Raw genomic sequence first — 26,778 nt, 5'->3', positions numbered from 1 at the left:
GTCCGCCAATTCCGGGGATAAGGTGGCGAGATGGCCCGACCCATCCGCATCGCGGTGCAATTACAGCCCCAGCACGCGGCGCACTACGGTGCCATCCGCGACGCGGTCCGGCGTTGCGAGGATCTAGGTGTCGACATCGCCTTCAACTGGGACCATTTCTTCCCGCTCGACGGCGAACGTGACGGACCGCACTTCGAGTGCTGGACCATGCTGGCCGCCTGGGCCGAGCAGACCTCGCGCATCCAGATCGGTGCGCTGGTGTCGTGCAACTCCTACCGCAACCCCGAGCTGCTGGCCGACATGGCCCGCACCGTCGACCACATCGGCGACGGCCGGCTGATCCTGGGCATCGGCGCGGGCTGGAAGCACCGGGACTACCGTGAATACGGCTACGAGTTCGGTACCGCGGGCAGCCGCCTCGACGACTTGGCCGGTGCACTGCCGCGGATCAAAGCCCGTCTGGCCCGGCTGAATCCGCCGCCGACTCGCGCTATCCCGATGTTGATCGGGGGCGGCGGGGAGCGCAAGACGCTGCGCCTGGTCGCCGAGCACGCCGACATGTGGCATAGCTTCGCCGACGCCGACAGCTACCCGCACAAGGCAGCCGTACTGGCTGAGCACTGCGCCGCCGTCGGGCGTGACCCCGCCACGATCGAGCACTCGGCGGCCCTCGGCGGGGACCAGACGCGCGGCGCCGTGGCCGAGTTGCTTACCGAGGCCGAAGCCTTGACCCGGCTCGGGGTGAGCCTGCTGACCATCGGCAGCAGTGGCCCCGACTATGACCTGACCGCTGTCGAGGCGCTGTGTCGATGGCGCGATCAGTAATAAGGCTGGCGGCGCTGTTCGCCACCTGCATGATCGTGGGCGGCCTCGCGGCTGTGCCCCCGGCCGGAGCTGCCCCCGACCTGTGCGCCCCACTCGGCGAGCAAGCTGCCGTGGCGTTGCCGGGCAAACTGGCCACGGCCAAACGGCCGCGTGAGGACAAATACACCACCGCGGGCGTCGAGCCGCTGAGCTCGATCGACATCTCCAAGCTGGGCCTGGGCACCCCGGGCGTGCTGATGGTCGGCACCATCACCGAGAGCCCACCGACGAACTGCATCAACGCCAAGGGCCGCTACACCGGCTTCGACAATGAACTGCTGCGGGCCATCGCCAAGAAGCTGGGCCTGCGGGTGTACTTCGTGGGCACCGACTTCTTCGGCCTGCTGGCCCAGGTGGATTCGGGGCGATTCGACGTCGGGTCGGCGTCGATCAACGCCACCGAAGAACGCCGTCGCACCGTCGGTTTCACCAACGGCTACAACTTCGGCTACATGGCGCTGGTGGTCCCGACCGGATCGGGAATCACCGGCTACGGCTCACTGTCCCCCGGCCAGCGCATCGCGGTGGTCCAGGGCACGGTGGAGGACGCCTACGTCGTCGACACCCTCGAATTGGAGCCGGTGCGGTTCCCCGACTCGATCACGCTGTACGCCAGCCTGAAGAGCCGTCAGGTCGACGCCTGGGTGGCGCCGTCGCTGAGCGCGCTGAACCTGATGCGGCCGGGTGATCCGACGCAGATCGTCGGCAACACCTTCAGCCCGGCCGGCTTCGAAGCGTATGCGGTGGCCAAGGGGAACCAGGCGCTGATTTCGGCGCTGAACTCCGGCCTGGACGCCGTCATCAACGATGGCACCTGGCCGCAGCTCTACACCGACTGGGTGCCGCGGCCATTGCCACCGGACTGGGAGCCGGGATCGAAGTCGGCGGCCACCCCGCATCTGCCGGACTTCGCCGCGATCGCGGCTCGGCACCACCGGCTCGAGTCCGAGCCCTACACGCCCAAATCGACGCTGGCGCAGCTGCGGGACTCCTTCTTCGATTGGCACCTGTACCGCCAAGCCCTGCCGGATCTGATCAAAACCGGCCTGCCCAACACCCTGTTGCTGACCGTGAGCGGCGGCGTCATCGGCCTGGTGGCTGGGCTGGGCCTGGCCGTGGCCGGGATCTCGCGAACCCGGTGGCTGCGCTGGCCGGCCCGGGTCTACACCGATATCTTCCGGGGCTTGCCCGAGGTGTTGATCATCCTGCTGATCGGCCTGGCGGTCGGGCCACTGGTAGGTGGGCTGACGCACAACAACCCGTACCCGCTGGGGATCGCGGCACTGGGGCTGACCGCCGCGGCCTATATCGGCGAGATCCTGCGCTCGGGCATTCAAAGTGTGGAAGCCGGCCAGCTGGAGGCCTCGCGCGCACTGGGTTTCGGCTACCCGGCGGCGATGCGCCTGGTGGTGATTCCGCAGGGCATCCGGCGGGTGCTGCCGGCGCTGGTCAATCAGTTCATCGCCCTGCTCAAAGCCTCGGCGCTGCTGTACTTCCTCGGTCTGGTGGCCGGTCAGCGGGAGCTGTTCCAGGTGGGCCGCGACTTCAACGCCCAGACCGGCAGCCTGTCGCCCTTGGTGGCCGCCGGCCTGCTCTATCTGGCCTTGACCATCCCGCTGACGCACCTGGTGAACGTCGTCGATCATCGGCTGCGGCGCGGCAGGCCCCCCGAAGCCGACGATCCGGTTGAGCTGATTCCGGCGATCTCCAGTCAGGAGATGACGTGACGGCGCCCACGGCCCGCGAGCCGGTGTCGCTGGCGGCCAAAGGGATTCAGTTGTCCTTTGGCAAACACCAGGTACTGCGCGGCGTCGACCTCGATGTGCCGGCGGGTGCCACCGCCGCGGTGATCGGTCCCTCGGGCTCGGGTAAATCGACGATGCTGCGCACCTTGAACCGGCTCCACGAGCCCGACGACGGCGACGTGTTGCTGGGCGGCCGGTCGGTGTTGACCGACGACCCCGACGAGCTGCGTCAGCGGATCGGGATGGTGTTCCAGCATTTCAATCTCTTCCCGCACCGCAGCGTGCTGGACAACATCACCCTGGCTCCGCGCAAGCTGCGCGGGATGTCCGACGATGCCGCCCGCGAGCTGGCCCTGAGCCTGTTGGACCGGGTCGGGCTGAAGAACAAGGCCACCGCCCGCCCGGCGGCGCTCTCCGGCGGCCAGCAACAGCGGGTGGCGATCGCTCGGGCGCTGGCGATGCAGCCGCAGGTGATGCTTTTCGACGAAGCCACCTCGGCGTTGGATCCGGAGTTGGTCAAGGGGATCCTGGCGTTGATCGCCGAACTGGGCGCCGACGGCATGACGATGGTGGTGGTCACCCACGAGATGGGTTTTGCCCGCTCAGCGTCGGACACGGTGGTCTTCATGGACCGGGGCAAGGTCGTGGAGTCCGGCCCACCCGATCAGATCTTCGACAACGCCGAGACGCAGCGGCTGCAGAAGTTCCTGTCCCAGGTGTTGTGACAGCAACCTGCACGACTTGTCAACCCTCTTCACGGTCGCCGGTTAGACTAGCGAACTATGACGGAGAGCAAGGCCGATACGCCGCAGGTGACGGCGATCGCCGAAGGCTTGCACCGTTCGCTGTCCAAATTATTTTCGATATTGCGGCGCGGCGACATCAGCGGAGGTACGCCGACTGGCGAACTGACCCTGGCTCAGCTGTCGATCCTGATCACCCTGCTGGACCGGGGACCCATCCGGATGACCGAGCTGGCCGCCCACGAGCGGGTCCGCACCCCCACCACCACGGTGGCAATCCGCCGCCTGGAAAAGATCGGGCTGGTCAAACGCAGTCGCGACCCCTCTGATCTGCGCGCGGTCCTGGTCGACATCACTCCCGAAGGCCTGGCGAGCCACCGCGAATCGCTGGCAAACCGGCACGCGGCACTGGCGGCGATGCTGAACAAGCTCAGCCAAGAAGAACTCGACACCCTGACCCGCGCGCTCGAGCCCCTGGAGCGCCTGGCTACCTGTGATGGTGTCGATCCGGCAGCCGCCGACGATACGGGCTGCCCGCTGGATTGCGGTTGATGCCGACTGCCCTGATCACCGGCGCCGGCGGCGGAATCGGTTCGGCGATAGCCGAGGCGCTGGCGCCCACCCACACCCTGCTGCTGGCCGGCCGACCGTCCGCGCGTCTGGACGCGGTGGCGCAGCGGCTCGGCGCCACCACCTGGCCGCTGGACCTCGCCGACGTCGACGGCATCGAGGTGGCCACCGAGATCGTCGACGAACTCGATGTGCTGGTGCACAACGCCGGGGTGATGCTGCCCGGTGCTGCCGGCGAGTCCTATATCGAGGAGTGGCGGGCCACCTTCGAAGTGAACCTGTTCGGCGCGGTGGCCCTGACCCTGGCGCTGTTGCCCGCGTTGCGGGCGGCCCGCGGTCAGGTGGTTTTCATCAACTCCGGTGCCGGGCAACGGGTTTCTCCGGGCATGGCGTCGTATTCGGCGAGCAAGTTCGCGCTTCGGGCGTTCGCGGACTCACTGCGCAGTGACGAGCCGGCCCTGCGGGTCACCACGGTCTACCCGGGCCGGGTCGACACCGAGATGCAGCACGACCTGGTCGCCTACGAGGGCGGCGAGTACAACCCGACTCGCTTCCTGCGTCCCGACACCGTCGCCGAAGTGGTGGCCGCCGCGATCCGCGCCCCCGCCGAGGCGCAGCTGCAGGAAGTGGTGGTCCGGCCGCGTTGAGCTATCGGGTTTCCTGCCGCCGCACCCCGAACAATTTGGTCTCGCCCTCCACACCCTTAAGTGGACGGGGCCCGATAAACGACCAGGCGTAACCCGGAGCGTCACCGATGGCCTCGCGAGCCGCGCCCTCCACTATGACCTCACCGGGCTCGGCAACGCTGGTGACCCGGCTCGCGACGTTCACCGGGCTGCCAAACCAATCCCGGGCTCGACTCACCGCCCATCCCGACGCGATACCGGCCCGCAGCTGCGGTAAGGCGGGGTCGTCCGCGGCGCGGTCCAGCAGCTGCAGCGTGGCGCCAAGCAGCTTCGCGGCGTCGGACGACACCAGCATCACCGCATCGCCGATCGTCTTGACCAGCCGCACCGGAGGGTTGACCACCTCGTGCGCCAGATCGGCAAGGCGCTCAACGAGTCCCACCAGTTCCTCGGGCGGTATCGCCTCGCCCAGCCGAGTGAACCCGACCATGTCGGCGAACGCCACCGCAAGCTGCCGCGCCCCGGGCAACGCCACCCCGGCCGCCCGCTCGGTGGCATTGACCTCCTCACCTTCCAGCACCCGCCGCAGCTGGACAAACAGGATGTCACGAATCATGCTCCCCAACATGGGGATAACGGTTCGCACGATCTCCTCGTGAGCTTTGGCGACCTCAAGCTCGGTGAGGCCCGGCCGCATGATCGCCGATATGGTGCTGTAGCGGAACGCCGGCACCGCCCGGGAGATGCCCTCGGAAAGCCGGCGGATCATCAGCATCACCTGGCCCGGATCCAGCCCGGCCCCGATAAGTTGCTGCAATCGCACGGCGGCCTCACCGTCGGCCCGTAACAGCAGGGCGGCATCGGGATCATCCAACCGCGGCAGCCCCAAGGCACGTTCGATGCCCTGCAACAGGTCCAGATCGATGCCGTGGGCGGCGCTCACTTCACGTTCTGACACGTATACGCCGTCGTCGCCCAGCTCACGATGCGCCGGCATCAGCATCGGCGCCACCTCGACCCGGATCTGATCCAGTTCGAAGCCCTCCTCCAGCAACCAGACCACCAGCTCGGCACGCTCTTCGCGGGCACTGGCGTCGAGGCCGTCGAACAGCCCTAACTCAGCCAGCGTCTCGTAGAACGCTCCTTTGTCGGCCCACATGCTGTCGCCTCAAATCGTTGTCACACCACCAGATTCACCAGTCGGCCGGGCACCACGATCACCTTCTTCGGGGTGGCACCGGACAGGAACGCCTGCACCTTCTCGTCGGCCAGGGCAGCGGCCTTGATCGCGTCGCCGTCGGCATCGGCGGGCACCGTGACCAGGCCGCGCTTCTTGCCGTTGACCTGTACCGGGTAGTCGACCGTGTCGGTCACCAGGTAAGCCGGGTCGGCTACCGGGAAGGGACCGCGTGCCAGCGAAGCCTGGTGTCCGAGCCGCCGCCACAGTTCCTCCGCAAGGTGCGGGGCCAGCGGTGCCAGCAGCAGCACCAGCGGCTCGACGGCCGAACGCGGAACCCCGCCGCGATGCTCCTTGGTCAGGTGGTTGGTGTATTCGATCAGCTTGGCAGCCGCGGTGTTGTTGCGCAGTGCCGCATAATCTTCCGACACACCCACGATGGTGCGGTGCAGCAGTCGCAGCGTCTCGGTGTCCGGCTCGCCGTCGAGCACCCGGGTCTCGCCAGTTTCCTCGTCGACGACCAACCGCCACACCCGCTGCAGAAAGCGATGCGCGCCCACAACGTCCTTGGTGGCCCACGGTCGCGACATATCCAGCGGGCCCATCGACATCTCGTAGACCCGCAGGGTGTCGGCGCCGTAGCTGTCGCAGATCTCGTCGGGAGACACCGAATTCTTCAGGCTCTTACCCATTTTGCCGTATTCGGCGAAGACTTCGGTGTCACCGTCGGCGCCCGGCAGGTAGAACTTCCCGTCGCGTTCCACAACGTCGGCGGCCGGCACATAAGACCCGCGGGAGTCGGTGTAGGCGGCAGCCTGGATGTAGCCCTGGTTGACCAGGCGGCGGTAGGGTTCGCGCGAGCTGACGTGCCCCAGGTCGTAGAGCACCTTGTGCCAGAACCGGCAGTACAGCAGGTGCAGTACCGCGTGCTCGGCACCGCCGACGTAGAGGTCCACCCCGCCCGGATCATTGGGGCCGTGCTCGGCCGGCCGCGGCCCCATCCAGTAGGCCTCGTTCTCGGGAGCGCAGAACTGGTCGGCGTTGTGCGGGTCGGCGTAACGCAGCTCATACCAGGAGCTTCCGGCCCACTGCGGCATGACATTGGTGTCACGGGTGTAGGGCTGCAGTCCGTCGCCGAGGTCCAGCTCGACATGCACCCAGTCCGTCGCCTTGGCCAGCGGGGGTGAGGGTTCACTGGATGCGTCGTCCGGGTCGAACAGCACCGGCGAGTAGTCGGCGACATCGGGCAGCTCGACCGGCAGCGCCGCGGAGCCCAGCGGATGCGCGTGGCCGTCGGCATCGAAGACGATCGGGAACGGCTCGCCCCAGTATCGCTGCCGGGCGAAAAGCCAGTCCCGCAACTTGTATTCGATGCGCGCCCAGCCGCGGCCTTGCGCCTCCAGCTGTTGGGTCATGGCCTTCTTGGCGTCCCCGACGGCCATGCCGTCCAGCGGGCCGGAATTGACCAGAGTTCCATCACCCGCGTAGGCGGCTTCCGAAATATCACCGCCGGCAATGACTTCCACCACGGGAAGACCGAATTCGGCGGCGAATTCCCAGTCCCGCTGATCGTGGCCGGGAACCGCCATGATGGCGCCAGTGCCGTAGCCGGCCAGCACATAGTCGGCGATGAAGATCGGCACCTGCTGCCCGTTGGCCGGGTTGGTGGCGTAACTCCCCAGGAACACACCGGTTTTGGTCTTGTTCTCCTGGCGCTCCAGATCGGACTTCGCCGCGATCACCTTGCGATAGTCCGCGACGGCCGCTACGGGAGTGGCCGCGCCGAAGGTCCAGCGCCCGTCCACCCCGTCCGGCCACTCAGCGACCGCCAGCCGATCGACCAGCTCATGCTCGGGAGCCAGCACCAGATAGGTGGCGCCAAAAAGCGTGTCCGGGCGGGTAGTGAACACCTCGATGTCCACCGCGTCGCCGTCGGTGGTGGTCGCGCCGAACAGCGCCGCCGCACCGGTGGAGCGCCCGATCCAGTTGCGCTGCATGGTCTTGACCTTCTCCGGCCAATCCAGCAGTTCGAGGTCGTTGAGCAGCCGATCGGAGTACGCCGTGATTCGCATCATCCACTGCCGCAGCCGCTTCCGGAACACCGGAAAATTGCCGCGGTCGCTTCGCCCATCAGCGGTGACCTCTTCGTTGGCCAGCACGGTGCCCAGCCCCGGGCACCAGTTGACCATCGAGTCCGTGCGGTAGACCAGTCGGTGGCCGTCGATGACGTCGGCACGCTCACCGGCCGACAGCTGCGCCCAGTCCCGGCCGTCATCGAGGGTGCGTGCTCCGGAGTCGAATTCGGCGATCAGCTCGGAGATCGGGCGCGCCTTGTCCGCGCTGGTGTCGAACCAGGCGTTGTAGATCTGCAGGAAGATCCACTGCGTCCATTTGTAAAAGTCGACGTCGGTGGTCGAGAAGCTGCGCCGGCTGTCGTGACCGAGGCCGAGGCGCCGTAGTTGCCGGCGGAAGTTCTCGATGTTGGCCTCGGTACGGATGCGCGGGTGGGTACCGGTCTGCACCGCGTACTGCTCGGCGGGCAGGCCGAACGCGTCGAAGCCCAGGGCATGCAGCACGTTGTGGCCGGTCATTCGGAAGTAGCGGGCGTAGACGTCGGTGGCGATGTAGCCGAGCGGGTGCCCGACGTGCAGGCCGTCCCCGGACGGGTAGGGAAACATGTCCTGGACGAACATCTTGTCGGTCGGCAGCACCGAGCCGTCGGTCGGTGCGAGTGAACCGACCGGGTTCGCGACGTTGAAGGTCCCCGCCTGCTCCCAGTGGTGTTGCCAGGTGTCTTCGATACGCCCGGCCAGCGTCGCGTTGTAGCGGTGCCGGGGTGCCTGGTCGGTGGGGTCGCTGGATCCCTGGGTGGTCGGGGCTTCGTTCACCTCAACAGGGTAAACGGCGGCGTTTCCCGGTCCGATCGCCACAGCTTGGTATCGGTTGGATTGCGACCCGGTGAGGGCTTCGTTCCAGGTCGGTTGCAGCCCTGGCGACGCTGTCGGGGCCTGGCTACCGTCATTTCACGGCCAGGGCATCGCTGCCCAGCCCGCCACCGGAAGGACCCTGGAGATGACAAACACCGCGCACCGTTGGCGACTCCTCTTCGGCTGCGCCGCTGTCATGGCGGCGGGCTTGGCCGGTATCCCCGCTGTGGCGGCCGATCCGCTGGTCCCGGCACAGCCGAACCCCTACGGCCCAGCCGCCCAGCCGGCAGCGATGCCGGTGCCCGCGGGCGTACCGGCTGCCCCGGTTGCCGTGGCGCCGCCGAGTGCTCTCGTGCCGGCGACCTCGGGCACCCTGCGCGACTACTTCGCCGCCAAGAAAGTCCAGATGGAGCCGCAACAGGCCGCCGGGTTCAACGCGTTCAACATCACCCTGCCGATGCCGGCGGGCTGGTCGCATGTGCCCGACCCCAACGTTCCTGATGCATTCGCCGTGATCGCCGACCGGCGCAGCGGGTCGCTCTACACCCCCAACGCCCAGGTCGTGGTCTATCGACTGGACGGGCAATTCGACCCGAAAGAAGCAATCACGCACGGGTTCGTCGACAGCCAGGCGTTGATGGCCTGGCAGACCACCAACGCCTCCCTGGACGACTTCAACGGGTTCCCGTCTTCGAGCATCGAGGGGACCTATCGAGACGCCGACATGACGCTGAACACGTCTCGGCGCCACGTGATCGTGCCGACCGACGACGCGGCCTACCTGGTGTCGCTGACCGTGACCACCGGAGCCGGTCGGGCAATCGGCACTGCCCCCGCGACCGACGGGATCATCAACGGATTCCGGGTCGAGCGGCCGGGTACCAACCCGCCGCCCCCCGCACCGAACGGTCCGGTGCAATCAGGCACGGTGCGACACCAGGAGTCGGGCATCATCCGGCACCAGGTCGGCACCACGGGCTGACACCCTGCTCGTATTGTGGACCCATGCTGATCATGGGTGTCTTGTGCCTGGTTGCGGCGGTGGTGTCGCTGGTGTTCGGTGTGCGGACGCTGGTGCGGCCGCTGACCGGTGACCCCGAGCAGCTGGTGCTGCGGGCGGTTGCGCCCGCCCAGATCGCGGTCGGGGTGATCCTCGGGGCGGGCGGTGTGCTGGTGCTGGCCGGCCCGCCGTCGATGGCACTGCTGGCGCTGATCATCTCGATCACCGGGGCACTTGCCACCTTGGCCGCCGGAGCCTGGCAGGGCGCCCGCTATGCGGCACGCCTGTCGGCTCAGGCCAGCGCGGCCGCTGACGCCGGCTGCTGCGGGTCGGGCTGCGGCTGCGGGGACAGTGCGCCCGTCGAAGAAGTCGGCTGCGGAGCGGGCTGTGGCTGCTCCGACAGCGCGCCGCCGGCGCCGGCCTCCGGGTGCGGCAGCGGCGGCGGCTGCGGGTAAGACGTCTTCAGCGGCGCTTGCCGCCGGCTCAGTTGCGGCTGATGTCGATCGGGTGGGTGGCCAACAGCGCGGTGGGCCAGGGCTGCCGTCGCAGGGCTCGTCCCCACAAGTCGACTCGCGGCGGCACCATCACATCCGACGGCAGCGCCGACAGCACGATCCAGTCGTCGCGCTCGATCTCTCCCTCGAGCTGACCGATGGTCCAACCGGCATAGCCGGCGAAGATCCGTACGCCCTCCACATGCGGCGCGATGGTTTCGGGGTCCGCATCGAGATCGACCATCACCAGCCGACCGTCGATGTGCCGCAGACCGGGCACTCCGTGGGGTTCGGCCCCGACCCGCAACAGTCCGACGCACAGCGCGGCATCGCGTTTCACCGGTCCGCCGATGAACATGGTTTTGGGTTTGGCGGCCAGCTCGGACCACTGCGGCAGCACGTTGTAGACCGCGGTCTCACTGGGGCGGTTGAGCACCACGCCCAAGGTTCCACCGTCGTTGTGTTCGACCACGTAGATCACGGTGCGGCGGAAGGTGGGTTCGAGCAGATCGGTGTTGGCCAACAGCAGCGTGCCGGCCCGTACCCGATGCGCAGCGGGCGCGACAAACTGTTCTGCGTCCTCGGGTTCTTCGGGTTGGGCCATTTTTCCATCATGGCACCCGCCGCCGTCATTCGTGTTGAGCTGTGCCGAACATCGGCAGGCCCGCAATATTTGTAGTCTGGTTTAGGGCCGGTGCCGCGCCGCCGCCCGAGTCTGGAAGAGGTTCTGTGGTGGATAACCGCGCACCCGCATCACTGTGGCGGTCGGCGCGCGGCCTGCCGGAGTTCCGCCGTCTGCTGGAACTGCGGGCCGCCAGTCAATTCGGCGACGGGCTGTTCCAAGCCGGGCTGGCCGGAGCGCTGCTGTTCAACCCGGACCGGGCCGCCTCCCCGTGGGCGATCGCGGGTGCTTTCGCCGTGCTGTTCCTGCCGTATTCGCTGCTGGGTCCGTTCGCCGGCGCACTGTTGGACCGGTGGGACCGGCGCCAGGTGATGGTGGTGGCCAACCTCGCCCGGCTGGTGCTGGTGCTCGGGATCGCGGCACTGTTGGCGGTCGGTGCCAGCGATCTGCCGGTGTTGTGCACGGCACTGATCGCCAACGGGTTCACCCGGTTCATCGCTTCCGGGCTGTCGGCGGCGCTGCCGCACGTGGTGCCGCGCGAGCAGGTCGTGACGATGAACGCGTTGGCGATCGCAACCGGTGCGGTAGCTGCCTTTTTGGGCGCCAACTTCATGCTGCTGCCGCGCTGGCTGGTGGGCACCGACGACCGCGGTGCGGCGTCGATCATCGCGGCGGTGGCGATCCCCGTCACGATCGCTCTGGTGCTCTCGCTGCGCTTCGAAGCCCACGTGCTCGGTCCTGACGACACCAAACGCGCGATCCACGGCTCGGTGCTCTATGCCGTGACGACGGGTTGGATGCACGGCATCCGGACGGTGCGCGACCGGCCCACGGTGGCCGCCACCCTGTCCGGACTGGCCGCGCACCGGATGGCCTTCGGCATCAACACGCTGGTGGTGTTGGTGTTGGTCCGGCATGTCGGCGAGCACACGGTGTCGGGCCTGGGCACCACGGCGTTGTTCGTCGCCTCGGCCGGCGCCGGGTCGTTTCTGGCCACGGTGCTGACCCCGCCGGCGGTGCACCGCTGGGGCCGCTACGCCACCACCAACGGCGCTCTGGCCGCGGCCGCGGTCATCCAACTGGCCGCGGTCGGGCTGTACCTGCCGGTGCTGGTGTTGTGCGGATTCCTGCTCGGCGTGGCCGGGCAGGTGGTCAAACTCTGCGCCGACACCGCCATGCAGATCGACGTCGACGACGCCCTGCGCGGACACGTTTTCGCGGTGCAGGATTCACTGTTCTGGGTGTCGTTCATCCTCGCCGTGGCCGGCGCCGCGGCGCTGATTCCGCCCGACGGGCAGGCTCCGTCGCTGATTGTGGCCGGCACCCTGCTGTATCTGCTCGGTTTGGCCGGGCATGCGTTCATCGGGCGGCGCCGCGAACCGGTGGGCCTAAAGTACGAGCATGGCTGAAACTGAATCGATCGTCGCCGATCTGAGCGCCGAAAGCGACGAGCTCGACGCCCTGGTGGCCCCGCTTGCCGACAGTCAGTGGGGCACGCCCACACCGGCGGCCGGCTGGTCGATCGCTCATCAGATCGGTCATCTGTTGTGGACCGACCGGGTGTCGCTGACCGCCATCACCGACGAGGCGGGTTTTGCTGCCGCACTCTCCGACGCGATGAAGGACCCGGCCGGATTCGTCGACGCTGGCGCGACCGAACTGGCCCAGCTGCCACCGGCCGAGCTGTTGGCGGACTGGCGTTCCACGCGCGCGAAGCTGCACGCAGAGCTGCTCGGTGTGGTGGACGGGCGCAAGCTGCCGTGGTTCGGCCCGCCGATGAGCGCCGCCTCGATGGCCACCGCTCGGCTGATGGAGACCTGGGCGCACGGCCTGGACGTCGCGGACGCACTCGGGGTGCGCCGCCGCCCCACGGCGCGGTTGCGCTCGATCGCGCATCTGGGGGTGCGGACCCGGGATTTCGCCTTCTCCGTGCACAACCTGACCCCGCCGGCCGAACCGTTTCACGTGGAACTACACGCGCCCGAGGGCGGGGTGTGGGCATGGGGCCCGGTGAACGCCGACCAACGGGTGACCGGAACCGCCGAGGACTTCTGCTTTTTGGTTACGCAGCGGCGTGCGCTGGCTGACCTGGACGTCACCGCCCACGGCGACGACGCGCAGCGCTGGTTGGAGATCGCTCAAGCCTTCGCGGGGCCGCCCGGCACCGGTCGGGGGCGCTGAGCGCGTCAGCGCGAAGCGAGCCGGCGCCAGTCGACACCGGCCGGGCAGTGAGCGCGGTTCACAACACGGTGGCGCCATCGGCAGCACCGTCGCCATCGGCGTCGGTGAGCTTGACGTTCCACCGTCCGTCACCGTCGGTGTCGACGTAGGCGGCGCCATAGCCGCCAGTGCCTTCTAAGCCGTTGCCGATCAGCACCCGATCGGCCCGCCCGTCACCGTCGAAATCCAGCAGCCGGTCGTTGACACGTCCGTCGCCGTCGAAATCCACCAGGGGACCACCGGTGTGCTCGACGCCGTCGAGCCCCAGCCAACGCAGCCCGCCCGATCGATCCGCTGAGCCCGCCATGGCGCCGTGCCCCCAGGTGCCAGAGCCATCGTCGATGAAGGCGGCCTCCGGAGTGCCGTCGTCGTCGAGGTCCAGCAGGAGGTGATCGGCTACCCCGTCCCCGTCGAGATCGGCCAGCGCGTCGTCGCGCAGGCCGTCCCCGTCGAAATCGAGGCTGATGGCGTCGGCCAGCCCGTCCCCGTCAAGGTCCAAGTCCGGCGTGCCGGTCCACATCGTGGCCGCACCATCACCATCACCCAGGCAGTAGTCCATACCCTGCTCAGACGCGGGACTGCGGTTATCGGTTCCCCTGGGTCTGCCACCAGGACAGCAACTCGGCCGTCGCCTCCTCGCGGGTTAACGGCCCGCGCTCCAGGCGCAGCTCCTTGAGATAGCTCCAGGCGCGGCCCACCTGCGGACCCGCCGGGATGTCGAGCAGCTCCATGATTTCGTTGCCGTCCAGGTCCGGCCGCACCCGCTGCAGGTCTTCCTGCTCGGCCAGGACGGCGATCCGTTCTTCGAGCTGGTCGTAGCTGGCCTGCAGGCGTGCGGCGCGTCGCTTGTTGCGGGTGGTGCAGTCCGCCCGGACCAGCTTGTGCAGCCGTCCCAAGAGCGGTCCCGCGTCGGTGACGTAGCGTCGCACCGCCGAGTCGGTCCACTTGCCGTCGCCGTAGCCGTGGAACCGCAAGTGCAGGTAGACCAGCTGGGACACGTCGTCGACCATCTGCTTGGAGTAGCGCAGCGCGCGCATCCGTTTCCGGGCCATCTTCGCGCCCACCACCTCGTGGTGATGGAAACTGACGCCCCCGTCAGTTTCGTGCCGGCGGGTGGCCGGCTTGCCGATGTCGTGCAGCAAGGCCGCCCAGCGCAGGACCAAGTCGGGGCCGTCATCCTCCAGATCGATCGCCTGCCGTAGCACGGTCAGCGAGTGCTGGTAGACGTCCTTGTGCTGGTGATGCTCGTCGATTGCCATCCGCATGCCGCCGACCTCGGGCAGCACCACATCGCCCATCCCGGTGGCCACCATCAGATCCAGACCGGCCACCGGGTCGGCACCCACCAGCAGCTTGTCCAGTTCGGCGGCCACGCGTTCCGCGGTGATCCGAGCGAGCTCCGGCGCCATGTCCTCGATCGCGGCGCGCACCCGCGGCGCCACCGTGAACCCGAGCTGGGAAACGAACCGGGCTGCGCGCAACATCCGGAGCGGGTCGTCGCCGAAGGAATCCTGCGGTGCGGTCGGGGTGTCGAGCACACCCTCCCGCAATGCCGCCAGCCCGCCGAGCGGGTCGAGAAACTCCCCCAGTCCGGCCGCGGTGATCTGGACCGCCATCGCGTTGGCGGTGAAGTCGCGGCGCACCAGGTCCTCGTCGAGTGAATCCCCGAAGCGCACTTCGGGATTGCGCGACACCCGGTCATATTGGTCGGCCCGGAAGGTGGTGATCTCCACGCGTTGGCCGGCCAATGTTGCGCCCACCGTGCCGAACTCGATACCGGTGTCCCACATCGCCTCGGTCCGGCCCCGCAGAATGCGTTGCACCTGCTCGGGGCGCGCGTCGGTGGTGAAGTCCAGATCCGGGCTCGGTCGGCCCAACAGCGCGTCGCGGACCGACCCGCCGACCAGGTAGATCTCCTGGCCGGCTTCGGCGAACATCGCGCCGAGGCTGCGCAGCAAGTCGGCGTGCCGATTCAGCGCGACGGCCGCCGTGGTCAGCAGGTCGGCGTCTTGATGGGCTTCAGGCACGTTCGATGAGCTTAGCGGGCCACCGTTATTAACCCAGCGGTGGTCGCGAGGACGGCGAAGCCGGCCACCGGCGAGGGAGGCAGGTCGGCCCGAGCGTGCCAGCTACTATCGCATGGGTGTCGGCCGACGGCGGAGAAGCCAATTCGGGACGGCGCCGCAGGCGGCGCCGTGGTCGACGCACGTCTGGTCCGAAAATCAACCACGTCGAATCCCCGGCCACCGATGCCAGCCCCAGCCCGAGCGCGATTCCCAGTCGTGCGGCCCAGCGCCGGCCTCGCACCGCGCGGCACGGGCCGGACCGGCTACGCACCGTGCACGAGACGTCTGCGGGCGGCTTGGTGGTAGACGGTATCGACGGACCGCGCGAAGAGCAGGTCGCCGCGCTGATCGGGCGGGTCGACCGGCGAGGCAGGATGCTGTGGTCACTGCCCAAAGGGCACATCGAAGTCGGTGAGACCGCCGAGCAGACCGCGATCCGCGAGGTCGCCGAAGAAACCGGTGTGCAGGGCAGCGTGCTGGCTGCCCTGGGCAGCATCGACTACTGGTTCGTCACCGACGGTCGCCGGGTGCACAAGACCGTGCACCACTATCTGATGCGGTTCGCCAGCGGCGAGCTGTGCGACGACGACGTGGAGGTCGCCGAGGTGGCGTGGGTGCCGATCCGGGAGCTGCCGTCCCGGTTGGCGTACGCCGACGAACGACGGTTGGCGCTGGTCGCCGACGAATTGATCGACCGGCTGCAGGCCGACGGCCCGGCCGCCCTGCCGCCCCTGCCGGTGACCGCGCCCTGGCGACGCCAGCAGACGCATTCCCGCGCCCGCCGTACTCGCGCAGGCGAGGGCTCGCCGGACCGGAAGAACGGTCGCAGGCTGGACCCGTGACCCGCACGCGACGAAGCGGTGGGGGTCCCTCGCCGAGGCGGTTGGCGGCCCTCCCGGCGGTGGTGGCCGCCCTGCTGATGACCCTCGGCACCGCACTCGGCGGCGCCGCCCCGCACGTGGCCGCCGGCGAGCCCGATGTGGCACCGTTTGTCCAGATCCGCATCGACCGCGTCACCCCGGAGGTCGTCACCACCTCCAGCGTCCCGCTCGTCACCGTCGCCGGCACGGTAACCAACGTCGGCGACCGACCGGTCCGCGATGTGATGGTGCGCCTCGAGCAGGCCGGTGCCGTCGCCTCCTCGGCCGGCCTGCGCACCAATCTCAGTGGAGCCAACGACCAGTACCGCGCGGTGGGTACGTTCGCCACGGTGACGGCCGAGCTGCAACGCGGTCAGGAGGCCCGCTTCACGCTGACCGCGCCGCTGCGCTCGGCGACCCAACCGGCCTTGAACATCGACCACCCCGGTATCTATCCGGTGTTGGTCAATGTCAACGGCACGCCCGACTATGGCGAGCCGTCCCGGCTCGACGACGCCCGCTTCCTGCTTCCGGTGACTGGCCTACCCAAACCCGATCCGGACTCCGACCTGTCCGCCGGCATCGTCGCACCCGACATCTCCCAACCCGTGCAGCTCACCATGTTCTGGCCGCTGGCCGATCGGCCTCGGCTCACGCCCGGTGCTCCGGGGGGCACCCTGCCGGTTCGGCTCACCGACGACGACCTGGCGACATCGCTGGCCCCGGGTGGGCGCCTTGATGCGTTGCTGTCCGCCGCCGAATTCGCCACCAGCCCCGCGGTGGACGCCAGCGGCGTGGTCAACCGGGCGCTATGCCTGGCCATCGACCCGGACCTCGTGGTCACCGTCAACGCGATGACCAGCGGCTACGTCGTCGCCGACTCCCCCGACAGCGCGACCTCGCACCCCGGCACCGGACGGGACGCAGCCCGGACCTGGCTGGAACGGCTGCGGCGCTTGGCGCACCACACCTGTGTCACGGCAACTCCCTACGCGCAGGCCGACCTGGATGCGCTGGCACGGGTGGGCGACGCGCGACTCGACCAGATCGCGGTGCACAAGCCCGCCGACATCGTCGACCGCATTCTCGAGGTGAACTCGACCCGTGGTGTGGTGCTGCTCGGCGACGGTCGGCTCACGGCCGGCGCCGCCGACCTGATCGGTGCGCAGGGCTCAGAGGGGTCGACGCTGGTGATCGCCGCCGGCGATTGTGCGGCGCAGGACTCGGTGGCCGGCGCCCCGGCCACCGCGGACGTCACCCCGCGGCGGGTGTCCCCACACCTGGTGTCCGTGCCGTATGACCCGGCGGTCGGCGCCGCGCTGGCGGCGATGGGCACTGATCCGGTCGCGCCCAGCTACCAGGACACCTCGCTGGCCGTCCGACTGCGCCACGACTCAGCGCTGGCCCGTCGCCAAGACGCCCTGGGCGCCATGCTGTGGCGTGGACTGGAATCTCCGGGGAATCCCGACACCGCACGCGACGAGATTCTGATGCCTCCGGCGTACTGGAAACCCCGCGCCGACGACGCCCGGGCCGTCCTGACCACCTTGGCCACCGCGCTGCACTCCGGGCTGGCCGTGGCCCGGCCGCTGACCGCGGTGATCGCCGAATCGCGGGACGCGACAGCGCCACCCGAGCATCCGTTGCCGACCCAACAGCCGGCGGGCGGTTTCAGTCCGGACGTCATCGGCGCGGTAGCCAACGACATCGGCCGGCTGTCGGGCTTGACCTCGGCGTTGACCACCGACGCCCGCACCGGCCTGACCGGTGACCAATACACGGCGCCGCTCGCCGAGGGCATGCTGCGCGCCCTGACCCAATCCGAACCGGTCGATGTCCGCAACGGCCTGGCCACCCAGCGGCTGGCCATCATCGGCGACACCGTCACCGATCTGATCGGCGCTGTCACCATCGTCAACCCCGCCGACTCCTACACGCTGGCCACCGAGCACAGCCCGCTGCCGCTGGCGCTGCGCAACGATCTAGCGGTGCCGATCCGAGTACGACTGCATGTCGACGCCCCGCCCGGCATGACGGTGACCGATGTCGGCGAACTGGAGCTGCCGCCGGGGTACCTACCGTTGCGGGTTCCGGTCGAGGTACGCGTCAACCAGCACTTTGTCGTCGACGCCGCGCTGCAAACTCCGGACGGTCTGCCGCTGGGTGAATCGGTGCGGCTGTCAGTGCATTCCAATGCCTACGGGATGGTGCTGTTCTTGATCACCATGACCGCAGCGGCGGCACTGACGGTACTGACCGGGCGCCGGCTCTGGCACCGCTTCCGTGGCCGCTCAGGCGGAGACCGGTGAGCACGCCGGCCCCGCAACCCGCGCGCCCCGAGCTGACCGACGCCGCGGCGGTGTCGCGCTCCTGGGGGATGGCATTGGCGACCCTGGTCAGCCGCATCACCGGCTTCATCCGGGTGGTGCTGTTGGCGGCGATCCTGGGGGCGGCACTGTCGAGCGCCTTCTCGGTGGCCAATCAGCTGCCGAATCAGATAGCCGCCCTGGTGCTGGAGGCGACGTTCACGGCGATCTTCGTGCCGGTGCTGGCCCGCGCCGAACGCGATGACGCCGACGGCGGCGCCGCATTCGTGCGGCGGCTGGTCACGCTGGCCACCGCCCTGCTGCTGGCCACCACCGTGATCTCGGTGGCCGCGGCACCGTTGCTGGTGCGGTTGATGCTGGGCGGCGACCCGCAGGTCAACGAGCCGCTGACCATCGCATTCGCCTATCTGCTGCTGCCACAGGTGATCTGCTATGGGCTGTCCTCAGTGTTTATGGCGATCTTGAACACCCGCAATATCTTTGGGGCCCCGGCCTGGGCGCCGGTGGTCAACAACGTGGTCGCGATCGCCACCTTGGTGCTGTATCTGCTGGTACCCGGCGAGCTGTCGGTGGATCCGGTGCGGATGGGCAACGCCAAGCTACTGGTGCTGGGCCTGGGCACCACTGCGGGCGTGGTAGCCCAGACCGCGGTCCTGCTGGTGGGGATCCGGCGGGAGCGGATCAGCCTGCGCCCACTGTGGGGAATCGACGACCGGCTCAAGCGCTTCGGCGCGATGGCCTCGGCAATGGTCCTCTACGTGCTGATCAGTCAGATCGGCCTGGTGGTGACCAATCAGATCGCCAGCACTGCGGCCGCATCCGGTCCGGCGATCTACTACTACGCCTGGCTGTTGCTGCAGTTGCCGTTCGGCATGATCGGCGTGACGGTGCTGACGGTGGTGATGCCGCGGCTGAGCCGCAACGCGGCGGCCGGCGACGACCCCGCGGTACTCGCCGATCTGTCCCTGGCAACCCGGCTGATGATGGTCACCCTTATTCCGATCGTGGCGCTGATGACCGTCGGCGGCCCGGCGATCGGCAGTGCGCTGTTCGCCTACGGCAATTTCGGCAACGTCGACGCCGGATACCTCGGCGCCGCGGTCGCGATGTCGGCCTTCACGTTGATCCCCTACGCCCTGGTGCTGTTGCAGCTGCGGGTGTTCTACGCGCGCGAGCAACCGTGGACGCCCATCGCGATCATCGTGGTGATCACCGCGGTAAAAATCCTTGCGTCGCTGGCAGCCCCGCACCTGACCGACAACCCCGATCTGGTGGCCGCCTACCTCGGCCTGGCCAACGGTCTGGGCTTCCTCGCCGGCGCGATCGTCGGGCACCTGCTCCTGCGGCGCTCCCTGCGCCCGGTGGGTGGGAATCTGGTAGGCCCGGAGGTAATCCGCACCGTACTGGTCACCCTGACGGCCTCGCTGCTGGCCGGCCTGGTCGCCGAAGTGTCAGATCGCGTGCTGGGCCTGCGCATGCTGACCGACCACGGTGCGGCGGGATCGATGCTGCGCCTGCTGATCCTGACGCTGGTGATGTTGCCGATCATCGGGGCGGTCATGGTGCGTGCCGAGGTGCCCGAGGCTGTCGCCGCGCTGGGCACGGTGCGCCGAAGAATCGGTGTCGGAGCACCCCTACCCGGCATGCCGAACCCGCCTTCTCCCGAGACCAGCGTCCCGTACGCTGAGCACAACCGTTTGCCCACAACCGGCGGGGACGTCCCGAACGATCCCGCCGCGCACACGCCGCCGGAGCGCATCACCGGTGGCTGGACACCGAAAGGCGCGGAGGTGGCCAACATTCCTTCCGAGGGCGCTCGGTCTGCGGCCGCGTCGCCGACCGTTGCTCCGCAACAGTCTCAGCGGGCCGCCGAGGCCCCCGAGTCAGCCGGCAACGAAAGTTTGCTGACGCCGGGTCTGAGCATTGCCGGCGGCCGCTACCGGCTGCTGGTACGCCACGGCGGCACCCCGGTGCTGCAGTTCTGGCAGGCACTGGACACCGCGCTGGACCGGCAGGTCGCGCTGACATTCGTCGACCCGAACCAGACCATGGCCGATGACCAGCTCACCAGCGTCCTGTCGCGCACCCAGCGGCTCAGCCAGATCGACCTGCCCGGAATCGCCCGCGTGCTCGACGTGGTGCGCATCGGTGCGGGCGGACTGGTGGTCTCGGAATGGGTTCGTGGCGCCTCGCTGCAGGAGGTGGCCGGCACGTCGCCGTCACCGATCGGCGCCGCCCGGGCGATCCGCTCGTTGGCCGCCGCCGCCGAATCCGCCCACCAAAGCGGTGTGGCCCTATCGATCGACCACCCGGCGAGGGTCCGGGTCAGCATCGAGGGCGATGTCACCCTGGCCTTCCCCGCCACGCTGCCGGACACCAAGCCCGAGGACGACATCCGCGGGATCGGCGCCACCCTGTATGCGCTGCTGGTCAACCGGTGGCCGTTGACCGCTGCCGGGACCGACTTGGGGCTGGAACCGGCGGACCGGGACGAGACCGGTAACCCGGTCAAGCCCGACTCGATCAACCCCGATATCCCGTTCCAGATCTCTGCGGCCGCCAGCCATGCGATCCAGCCCGACGGCGGGATCCGCGGCGCGTCGACGCTGTCGAATCTGCTGCAGCAGGCCACCGCCCTGCACGAGCAGACCGAGCTGTTGGGCACGGTCGGCGACGAGGCGCCCGCGCCCCGTCCAGCGCCGGCTCCACCGGACGAGGAGACGCGGACCGAGCGACGCCGCCGGGTGCTGATCGGCCTGGGCATCGGCGGGGCCGTCATCCTGGTCGCGCTGCTGGTGCTGGCCTCGGTACTCAACCGGATTTTCGGCGACGTCAACGGGTTGGACAAGACCGAACTGGGCTTGAGCAGTCCGTCGGCGTCCTCGCAGCCGGGCGCGACCGGACCCGGCGGGATCGTGAAGCCGGTACAGGTGACGGTCTTCTCCCCCGGCGGCGAGGCGGACCGGCCCCAAGACGCCGGTCTGGCCATCGACGGAAACCCGGCCACTGCCTGGTCGACGGACACCTACTCCGACCCGGTGCCTTTCCCGAATTTCAAGAACGGCGTCGGGCTGATGCTGCAACTGCCCAAACCCACGGTGATCGGCACCGTCACACTCAACGTTTCCAGCACCGGCACCCGGGTGGAGCTGCGCTCCTCCCCGACGCCGAAACCGACCCGGCTCGAAGACACCACCTTGTTGGCCCCGGCAAAGTCGCTGCAGCCCGGTTCCAACAAGATCACCGCCGACTCGGCGTCCCCGACGTCGAACCTGCTGGTGTGGATCTCCACGATGGGCAGCACCGGTGGCGAGAGCCGCACCCAGATCTCCGAAATCACCGTGCAGGCAGCGTCCTAGGCGATCTCGGCGGCGATCGCCTGTGCACAGCTCGTTTGGGTGAAGTGCCGGCGGGTCCTTCGCTGGTTACTGTCCGCCCATGGGGCACCCGGACCGCAGCGACGCCGAGCTGTTGGCCGCGCATGTCGCCGGTGACCGCTACGCCTTCGGCGAGCTCTATGGCCGCCACCACCGCCGGCTGCGCCGGTTGGCCCGGCTCACCATCGGGTGTCCGGAAGAGGCCGAGGACGCCCTGCAGGAGGCGATGTTGTCGGCACATCGGGCGGCGGGATCGTTTCGCTATAACGCCGCCGTCAGCAGTTGGCTGCACCGGATCGTGATCAACGCCTGCCTGGATCGCTTGCGGCGCAACAAGATTTCTTACACCGAGCTGCTCGTCACCCACACCATCGTCGGTGATCGCACCGCCGAGGTAGAGACCGCGCTGGACGTGCGCGCCGCGTTGTTCCAGTTGCCGGCCAACCAGCGCGCCGCGGTGGTTGCCGTCGACATGCAGGGATACTCGGTCGCCGACGCCGCCGACGCGTTCGGCGTGGCACCGGGCACCGTCAAGAGTCGCTGCGCCCGGGGCCGCGCCCGGCTAGCCGTGCTGCTCGGACGAAGCCACCACAGGCCCGGCGCTGCGGTCCAGTCGGCCGGTGGCCGGATAGCCTTGGCGCCGGAGGGCGGGTTACCAGGTCGGATCGACGACTGCGCGTGACGACACCGAAGCGAGCGGAAGCGGCAGTATGCCAAGCGATGAGGGCGACGAACAGTCCCGGGCCCACACCGGGCCACCGGCGCACTCGAGCCGGCCCCTGCCCTCGTTGCGGCGGATCGCCGCCTGGACCGGAGGCGCCGCCGCGGTGATCGCGATCGGGGTCGGCACCGCCGCGTTGATCCGGTTCCCCGGTGACACTCACAGCGGCCCGCACTCCTTCGACGCCATCACGGTGGCCTCCGCGCCGACGGCGGTGTTGCCGCTGTCCGAACCGGAGATCCTCGAGCTATTGGGCCGTCGCCCCGAATACGGCCCGCTGACCGACCCGGCACGCCGGACCGGCTGTCTGGCCGGGCTGGGTTACCCGGCCTCGACACCCGTGCTGGGGGCCCGGGAGGTCACCGTCAACGGTCACCCCGGGGTGGTACTGCTGCTGCCGGGCACGCCGGAGGGCACGATCATCGCGTTGGCGGTTGCTCCGCACTGCAGTTCGGCGGACACCGGACTGCTGGCCGACACCACCGTCCGGCGACCCTAGACGGCGGCCGGACCCGGCAGTAGCGGGCTGGGGAACATCGCCGCCTACGCTGACGTTGGTAGCCCCTGTAGCCAGATCCCGAGCAGATCCGAGAAGAAAGGGCCCTCGATGTCCTCGAGCCCTGAGACACCGTCCACCCACGATGTGATCATCATCGGTTCCGGCCCGGCCGGGTACACCGCCGCGATCTACGCGGCCCGGGCACAGCTGGCGCCGCTGGTCTTCGAGGGAACCGCCTTCGGCGGCGCGCTGATGACCACCACGGAGGTGGAGAACTTCCCCGGGTTCCGCAACGGCATCATGGGCCCGGAGCTGATGGACGAGATGCGCGAGCAGGCGCTGCGCTTCGGCGCTGACCTGCGCATGGAGGACGTCGAGTCGGTGGATCTGGACGGGCCGGTCAAGACCGTGGTCACCGCCGACGGCGAGACGCACCGAGCCCGGGCGGTCATCTTGGCCATGGGCGCTGCCGCCCGTTACCTGAACATCCCCGGTGAGCAGGAACTGCTCGGTCGCGGGGTGAGCTCGTGCGCCACCTGCGACGGCTTCTTTTTCCGGGATCAGGACATCGCGGTGATCGGCGGCGGTGACTCGGCGATGGAGGAGGCCACCTTCTTGACCCGCTTCGCCCGCAGCGTGACCTTGGTGCACCGCCGCGAAGAGTTCCGCGCCTCGAAGATCATGCTCAACCGGGCCCGCGAGAACGACAAGATCCGGTTCCTCACCAACAGCGTCCCGGTGGCCGTGGAGGGTGAGGCGACCGTGACCGGGCTGCGGGTGCGCGACACCTCGACCGGCGAGGAAACCACCCTGCCGGTGACCGGCGTGTTCGTCGCGATCGGCCACGACCCCCGCTCGGCGCTGGTGCGTGGAGCCCTCGACCTGGATCCGGACGGCTACGTGCTCGTTCAGCAGCCGGGTTCACGCACCTCCTTGGCGGGGGTGTTCGCGGCCGGCGACCTGGTGGACCGCACGTACCGGCAGGCGATCACCGCCGCCGGAACGGGCTGCGCGGCCGCCATCGACGCCGAACGCTGGCTGGCAGAATCCGAAGACGCGGCCGATGTAGCCGATGCCCACGAAACCGGTACCGAAACCTTGATGGGAGCACCTCAGTGACCGACAACCGCACGAACGACCACGCCACGGTGAACGTCTCCGACGCCACCTTCGCCGCCGACGTATTGGCCAGCAGCAAACCCGTGCTGGTGGACTTCTGGGCGACCTGGTGCGGCCCCTGCAAGATGGTGGCCCCGGTACTGGAGGAGATCGCCGCCGAGCAGGCTGACCAGCTCACCGTCGCCAAGCTCGACGTGGACGCCAACCCGGACACCGCGCGGGATTTCAACGTGGTCTCCATCCCCACCTTGATCCTGTTCAAGGACGGTCAGCCGGTGAAGCGGATCGTCGGCGCCAAGGGCAAGGCGGCCCTGCTGCGAGAGCTCGCCGACGCCACCTAGCGATTCGGGCACTGTCCGACGAGCTTGTGAGCCTCGGCTCTCCGGTGCCGTTTGTTGCCTTTCCGTTTTCGAAAATTGGCCGGGGATCTGAGACAATTCTGGCTAATCTGCTGGCAACCACCAGCGACGGTCCACTGCCAACAACGACAACCGGAGGGGCTCAGTAATGTCGGGTCGGCATCGCGGCACCGAGCAGGGCCTGCGTCGTGGCGACCGTAGCGGTGCCGTTGTGGAGATCCGGGCAGCGTTGGCCGCGCTGGGGCTGGTGGACAGCCCCGACGCGGACCTGAGTACCGGCAAACACGTAGCGCTGGACGTCTTCGACGACGCCCTGGACCAGGCGGTGCGGGCCTTCCAGCAGCAGCGTGGCCTGCTCGTCGACGGCGTGATCGGCGAGGCCACCTACCGCGCGCTCAAGGAAGCCTCCTACCGGCTGGGCGCCCGCATTCTCAACCACCAGTTCGGGGCGCCGATGTACGGCGACGACGTCGCCACGCTGCAGGCCCGCCTGCAGGATCTGGGCTTCTACACCGGTCTGGTTGACGGCTACTTCGGCATCCAGACACACAACGCCTTGATGTCGTATCAGCGCGAGTACGGCTTGTACGCCGACGGCATCTGCGGGCCGGAAACGTTGCGCTCCTTGAACTTCCTGGCCTCGCGGGTGACCGGCGGTTCGCCCCACGCGATCCGCGAGGAGGAACTGGTGCGGCGGTCCGGGCCTCGACTGTCCGGCAAGCGGATCGTCATCGATCCGGGCCGTGGCGGACGTGACCACGGGCTGATCACCCAGACTCCGTCGGGGCCGATCAGTGAAGCGGATATCTTGTGGGACTTGGCAAGTCGTTTGGAAGGTCGGATGACGGCCATCGGGATGGACACCTTCCTGTCCCGTCCCAGTGGCCGCAATCCGTCGGATGCCGAGCGCGCCGCGACTGCTAATGCCGTGGGTGCCGATCTGATGATCAGCCTGCGCTGCGCCACCCACGTCAGCCCGGCGGCCAACGGTGTGGCGTCGTTCCATTTCGGCAACTCGCATGGTTCGGTGTCCACCATCGGCCGCAATCTCGCGGACTTCATTCAGCGAGAGATCGTGGCTCGCACCGGATTCCAGGACTGTCGGGCGCACGGCCGGACCTGGGACCTGCTGCGCCTGACCCGCATGCCCACCGTCGAGGTCGACGTCGGTTACATCACCAGCCCACGCGATCGCGGGATGCTGGCCTCGCCCGCAACCCGCGATGCCATCGCCGAGGGCATGCTCGCCGCGGTCAAGCGGCTGTATCTGCTCGGCAAGAACGACCGGCCCACCGGAACCTTCACCTTTGCCGAATTGCTGGCCCACGAGCTGTCGGTCGAGCGGACCGGCCAGCTCGGCGGTTCCTGACCCGGCGGTTCAGCGAGGCTCGACGCAGCAGAGCCGAAGCTGGGACCGCCGCACGAACACCGCGGTTCAGCGAGGCTCGACGCAGCAGAGCCGAAGCTGGGCCCGCCGCACGAACAGGCTCGACGCAGCAGAGCAGAAGCTGGGACCGCCGCACGAACACCGCGGTTCAGCGAGGCTCGACGCAGCAGAGCCGAAGCTGGGACCGCCGCACGAACACCGCGGTTCAGCGAGGCTCGACGCAGCAGAGCCGAAGCTGGGACCGCCGCACGAACACCGCGGTTCAGCGAGGCTCGACGCGGCAGAGCCGAAGCTGGGACCGCCGCAGGTACCCCGTCGGAGACCCGGACACCGCGGGGGCGCCCACCCCGATCGGTTGCTCCAACCGCGAGCTCTCCAGCAGGCGCTCCAGCGCGGCCTCTACCTCTGCCTTCCACCCCAGGCCCTTGTCGAGTTCCAGCCGCAGCCGCGGGAAGTACTGGTGCGGCGCCACCACGGTGAACCCGACGTCGGTCAGGAAGTCTGCCGCGATGATGCAGTGCTCGACCGAGCAGTCACCGACCGCCTCTAACACCGGTGCGACGTCGGGCGGTACGACATCTTGTTCAGCCCGGCCCGCATCCAGGAGTTCGGAGACTGCCGCCGTGCGGCCGAAGGCTTCCAGTGCGCGGACGCCGCGCCGCATCAGCTCGTCAACCACCCGGGCGATCAATTCCCGCGGCAGACCGTCGGCCATCGGCGCCGGGTCGACGCCGATCGAAGTCAGGAGCACCGCGTCGGCCGAAACCGGTCCCGTCGGAAAGCGATGTGCCCGCGGCACGGCACGCGGCGGCGCGTACAGCACGTAGCCGAGGCAGGGCGGGTCCCCGATTCCACGGGCAGCTGGCGACGGCGTGGCGACCTGGCCGCAGCTCCCCCACTCCAGCATCACCATCGACAGCCAGGCTTCCTTCTCGAACTCCGGATCCGAGAGGTGATCGTCGCGGCCGAGGGTGGCCGGATCGACCTCCCAGAAGACACAGCGGCGTGCGTGCTTGGGAAGCTGCTCGAAACCCTCGAGCTTCAGGGGTGCGATGCGGACAGACACTGGACTCCC

Annotated in this window: 23 protein-coding genes; 17 read left to right on the top strand and 6 right to left on the bottom strand. The window is 68.7% G+C overall.

Annotated elements, in window-relative coordinates; translation table 11 throughout:
• Positions 1 to 30 precede the first annotated feature (30 nt).
• From BN4346_RS45505 to BN4346_RS45485, 5 genes are read left to right on the top strand one after another with little or no spacing between them, the layout of a single operon-like run.
• Complete coding sequence (locus BN4346_RS45505) at positions 31 to 825, top strand: LLM class F420-dependent oxidoreductase (protein WP_067976854.1); 795 nt, start codon at positions 31 to 33, stop codon at positions 823 to 825.
• The gene (locus BN4346_RS45500; RefSeq protein ID WP_067976853.1) at positions 810 to 2,591 is read left to right on the top strand and encodes an ABC transporter substrate-binding protein/permease; all 1,782 of its coding nucleotides are present in this window, start codon (positions 810 to 812) and stop codon (positions 2,589 to 2,591) included. The genes BN4346_RS45505 and BN4346_RS45500 overlap by 16 nt, the downstream gene beginning before the upstream one ends.
• Positions 2,588 to 3,334, top strand: coding sequence for an amino acid ABC transporter ATP-binding protein (locus BN4346_RS45495; RefSeq protein ID WP_067976852.1), 747 nt, complete (start codon positions 2,588 to 2,590; stop codon positions 3,332 to 3,334). Before BN4346_RS45500 ends, BN4346_RS45495 begins: the two co-directional genes overlap by 4 nt.
• A 57-nt stretch (positions 3,335 to 3,391) precedes the next feature.
• Positions 3,392 to 3,904, top strand: a complete 513-nt coding sequence (locus BN4346_RS45490; RefSeq protein ID WP_067976851.1) for a MarR family winged helix-turn-helix transcriptional regulator — start codon at positions 3,392 to 3,394, stop codon at positions 3,902 to 3,904.
• The gene (locus BN4346_RS45485; protein ID WP_067976850.1) at positions 3,904 to 4,569 is read left to right on the top strand and encodes an SDR family oxidoreductase; all 666 of its coding nucleotides are present in this window, start codon (positions 3,904 to 3,906) and stop codon (positions 4,567 to 4,569) included. Before BN4346_RS45490 ends, BN4346_RS45485 begins: the two co-directional genes overlap by 1 nt.
• Position 4,570: 1 nt before the next feature.
• Here the strand turns inward: BN4346_RS45485 and BN4346_RS45480 are convergent, their stop codons facing one another.
• Positions 4,571 to 5,707 (bottom strand): adenylate/guanylate cyclase domain-containing protein, encoded by a 1,137-nt coding sequence (locus BN4346_RS45480; RefSeq protein WP_067976849.1) that lies wholly within the window; start codon positions 5,705 to 5,707, stop codon positions 4,571 to 4,573.
• A gap of 20 nt (positions 5,708 to 5,727) precedes the next feature.
• Positions 5,728 to 8,613 (bottom strand): leucine--tRNA ligase, encoded by a 2,886-nt coding sequence (gene leuS / locus BN4346_RS45475; RefSeq protein ID WP_067976970.1) that lies wholly within the window; start codon positions 8,611 to 8,613, stop codon positions 5,728 to 5,730.
• Positions 8,614 to 8,797: 184 nt separating this feature from the next.
• Here leuS and BN4346_RS45470 point away from each other — a divergent pair, with 184 nt between their 5' ends.
• Both BN4346_RS45470 and BN4346_RS45465 read left to right on the top strand, forming a co-directional pair.
• Positions 8,798 to 9,634, top strand: a complete 837-nt coding sequence (locus BN4346_RS45470) for an LpqN/LpqT family lipoprotein (RefSeq protein WP_078058866.1) — start codon at positions 8,798 to 8,800, stop codon at positions 9,632 to 9,634.
• 23 nt (positions 9,635 to 9,657) lie between these two features.
• Positions 9,658 to 10,107 carry a hypothetical protein gene (locus tag BN4346_RS45465; RefSeq protein WP_067976848.1) on the top strand — a complete coding sequence of 150 codons (450 nt, stop codon included), beginning with the start codon at positions 9,658 to 9,660 and terminating at the stop codon, positions 10,105 to 10,107.
• Between the two features lie 28 nt (positions 10,108 to 10,135).
• Here the strand turns inward: BN4346_RS45465 and BN4346_RS45460 are convergent, their stop codons facing one another.
• Positions 10,136 to 10,750 carry a YqgE/AlgH family protein gene (locus BN4346_RS45460; protein ID WP_067976847.1) on the bottom strand — a complete coding sequence of 205 codons (615 nt, stop codon included), beginning with the start codon at positions 10,748 to 10,750 and terminating at the stop codon, positions 10,136 to 10,138.
• Between the two features lie 125 nt (positions 10,751 to 10,875).
• On the opposite strand from BN4346_RS45460, the gene BN4346_RS45455 reads away from it, so the two are divergent.
• Positions 10,876 to 12,177, top strand: coding sequence for an MFS transporter (locus tag BN4346_RS45455; RefSeq protein WP_067976846.1), 1,302 nt, complete (start codon positions 10,876 to 10,878; stop codon positions 12,175 to 12,177).
• On the top strand, positions 12,170 to 12,949 hold the full coding sequence (locus tag BN4346_RS45450) for a TIGR03084 family metal-binding protein (protein WP_067976845.1): 780 nt from the start codon (positions 12,170 to 12,172) through the stop codon (positions 12,947 to 12,949). Before BN4346_RS45455 ends, BN4346_RS45450 begins: the two co-directional genes overlap by 8 nt.
• Positions 12,950 to 13,007: 58 nt before the next feature.
• On the opposite strand, the gene BN4346_RS45445 is transcribed toward BN4346_RS45450, so the two are convergent.
• Positions 13,008 to 13,547, bottom strand: coding sequence for a pullulanase (locus BN4346_RS45445; RefSeq protein WP_067976844.1), 540 nt, complete (start codon positions 13,545 to 13,547; stop codon positions 13,008 to 13,010).
• Between the two features lie 25 nt (positions 13,548 to 13,572).
• Entirely contained in the window at positions 13,573 to 15,015 is a 1,443-nt protein-coding gene (locus BN4346_RS45440; protein ID WP_067976843.1) for a CCA tRNA nucleotidyltransferase, read from the bottom strand.
• A gap of 116 nt (positions 15,016 to 15,131) precedes the next feature.
• On the opposite strand from BN4346_RS45440, the gene BN4346_RS45435 reads away from it, so the two are divergent.
• The 8 genes from BN4346_RS45435 to BN4346_RS45400 all read left to right on the top strand — a co-directional run bounded on the left by BN4346_RS45435 (position 15,132) and on the right by BN4346_RS45400 (position 25,685).
• A complete protein-coding gene (locus tag BN4346_RS45435) occupies positions 15,132 to 15,896 on the top strand; it encodes an NUDIX hydrolase (protein WP_208863316.1) in 765 nt (254 codons plus the stop codon).
• 77 nt (positions 15,897 to 15,973) lie between these two features.
• Positions 15,974 to 18,223: a hypothetical protein gene (locus tag BN4346_RS45430; protein ID WP_067976969.1), complete on the top strand. Its 2,250-nt coding sequence runs from the start codon at positions 15,974 to 15,976 to the stop codon at positions 18,221 to 18,223.
• Positions 18,220 to 21,600: a murein biosynthesis integral membrane protein MurJ gene (gene murJ, locus BN4346_RS45425; RefSeq protein ID WP_067976841.1), complete on the top strand. Its 3,381-nt coding sequence runs from the start codon at positions 18,220 to 18,222 to the stop codon at positions 21,598 to 21,600. The genes BN4346_RS45430 and murJ overlap by 4 nt, the downstream gene beginning before the upstream one ends.
• Before the next feature lie 79 nt (positions 21,601 to 21,679).
• Entirely contained in the window at positions 21,680 to 22,300 is a 621-nt protein-coding gene (gene sigM / locus BN4346_RS45420; protein ID WP_067976840.1) for an RNA polymerase sigma factor SigM, read from the top strand.
• A gap of 28 nt (positions 22,301 to 22,328) precedes the next feature.
• A complete protein-coding gene (locus tag BN4346_RS45415) occupies positions 22,329 to 22,838 on the top strand; it encodes a hypothetical protein (RefSeq protein ID WP_067976839.1) in 510 nt (169 codons plus the stop codon).
• A 108-nt stretch (positions 22,839 to 22,946) separates the two neighbouring features.
• Positions 22,947 to 23,957: a thioredoxin-disulfide reductase gene (gene trxB / locus BN4346_RS45410; RefSeq protein WP_067976838.1), complete on the top strand. Its 1,011-nt coding sequence runs from the start codon at positions 22,947 to 22,949 to the stop codon at positions 23,955 to 23,957.
• On the top strand, positions 23,954 to 24,298 hold the full coding sequence (trxA, locus tag BN4346_RS45405) for a thioredoxin (protein ID WP_046283917.1): 345 nt from the start codon (positions 23,954 to 23,956) through the stop codon (positions 24,296 to 24,298). Before trxB ends, trxA begins: the two co-directional genes overlap by 4 nt.
• Positions 24,299 to 24,464: 166 nt before the next feature.
• A complete protein-coding gene (locus BN4346_RS45400; RefSeq protein WP_067976837.1) occupies positions 24,465 to 25,685 on the top strand; it encodes an N-acetylmuramoyl-L-alanine amidase in 1,221 nt (406 codons plus the stop codon).
• Between the two features lie 280 nt (positions 25,686 to 25,965).
• Here the strand turns inward: BN4346_RS45400 and BN4346_RS45385 are convergent, their stop codons facing one another.
• The gene (locus tag BN4346_RS45385) at positions 25,966 to 26,769 is read right to left on the bottom strand and encodes an acetyltransferase (RefSeq protein WP_067976836.1); all 804 of its coding nucleotides are present in this window, start codon (positions 26,767 to 26,769) and stop codon (positions 25,966 to 25,968) included.
• Between the last annotated feature and the right edge of the window lie 9 nt (positions 26,770 to 26,778).

Source organism: Mycolicibacter icosiumassiliensis (assembly GCF_900078685.2).
Taxonomy (GTDB): Bacteria; Actinomycetota; Actinomycetes; order Mycobacteriales; family Mycobacteriaceae; genus Mycobacterium; species Mycobacterium icosiumassiliensis.
Note: the sequence above shows the minus strand (reverse complement) of the source record. Positions and strands in the feature narration are given on the sequence as shown.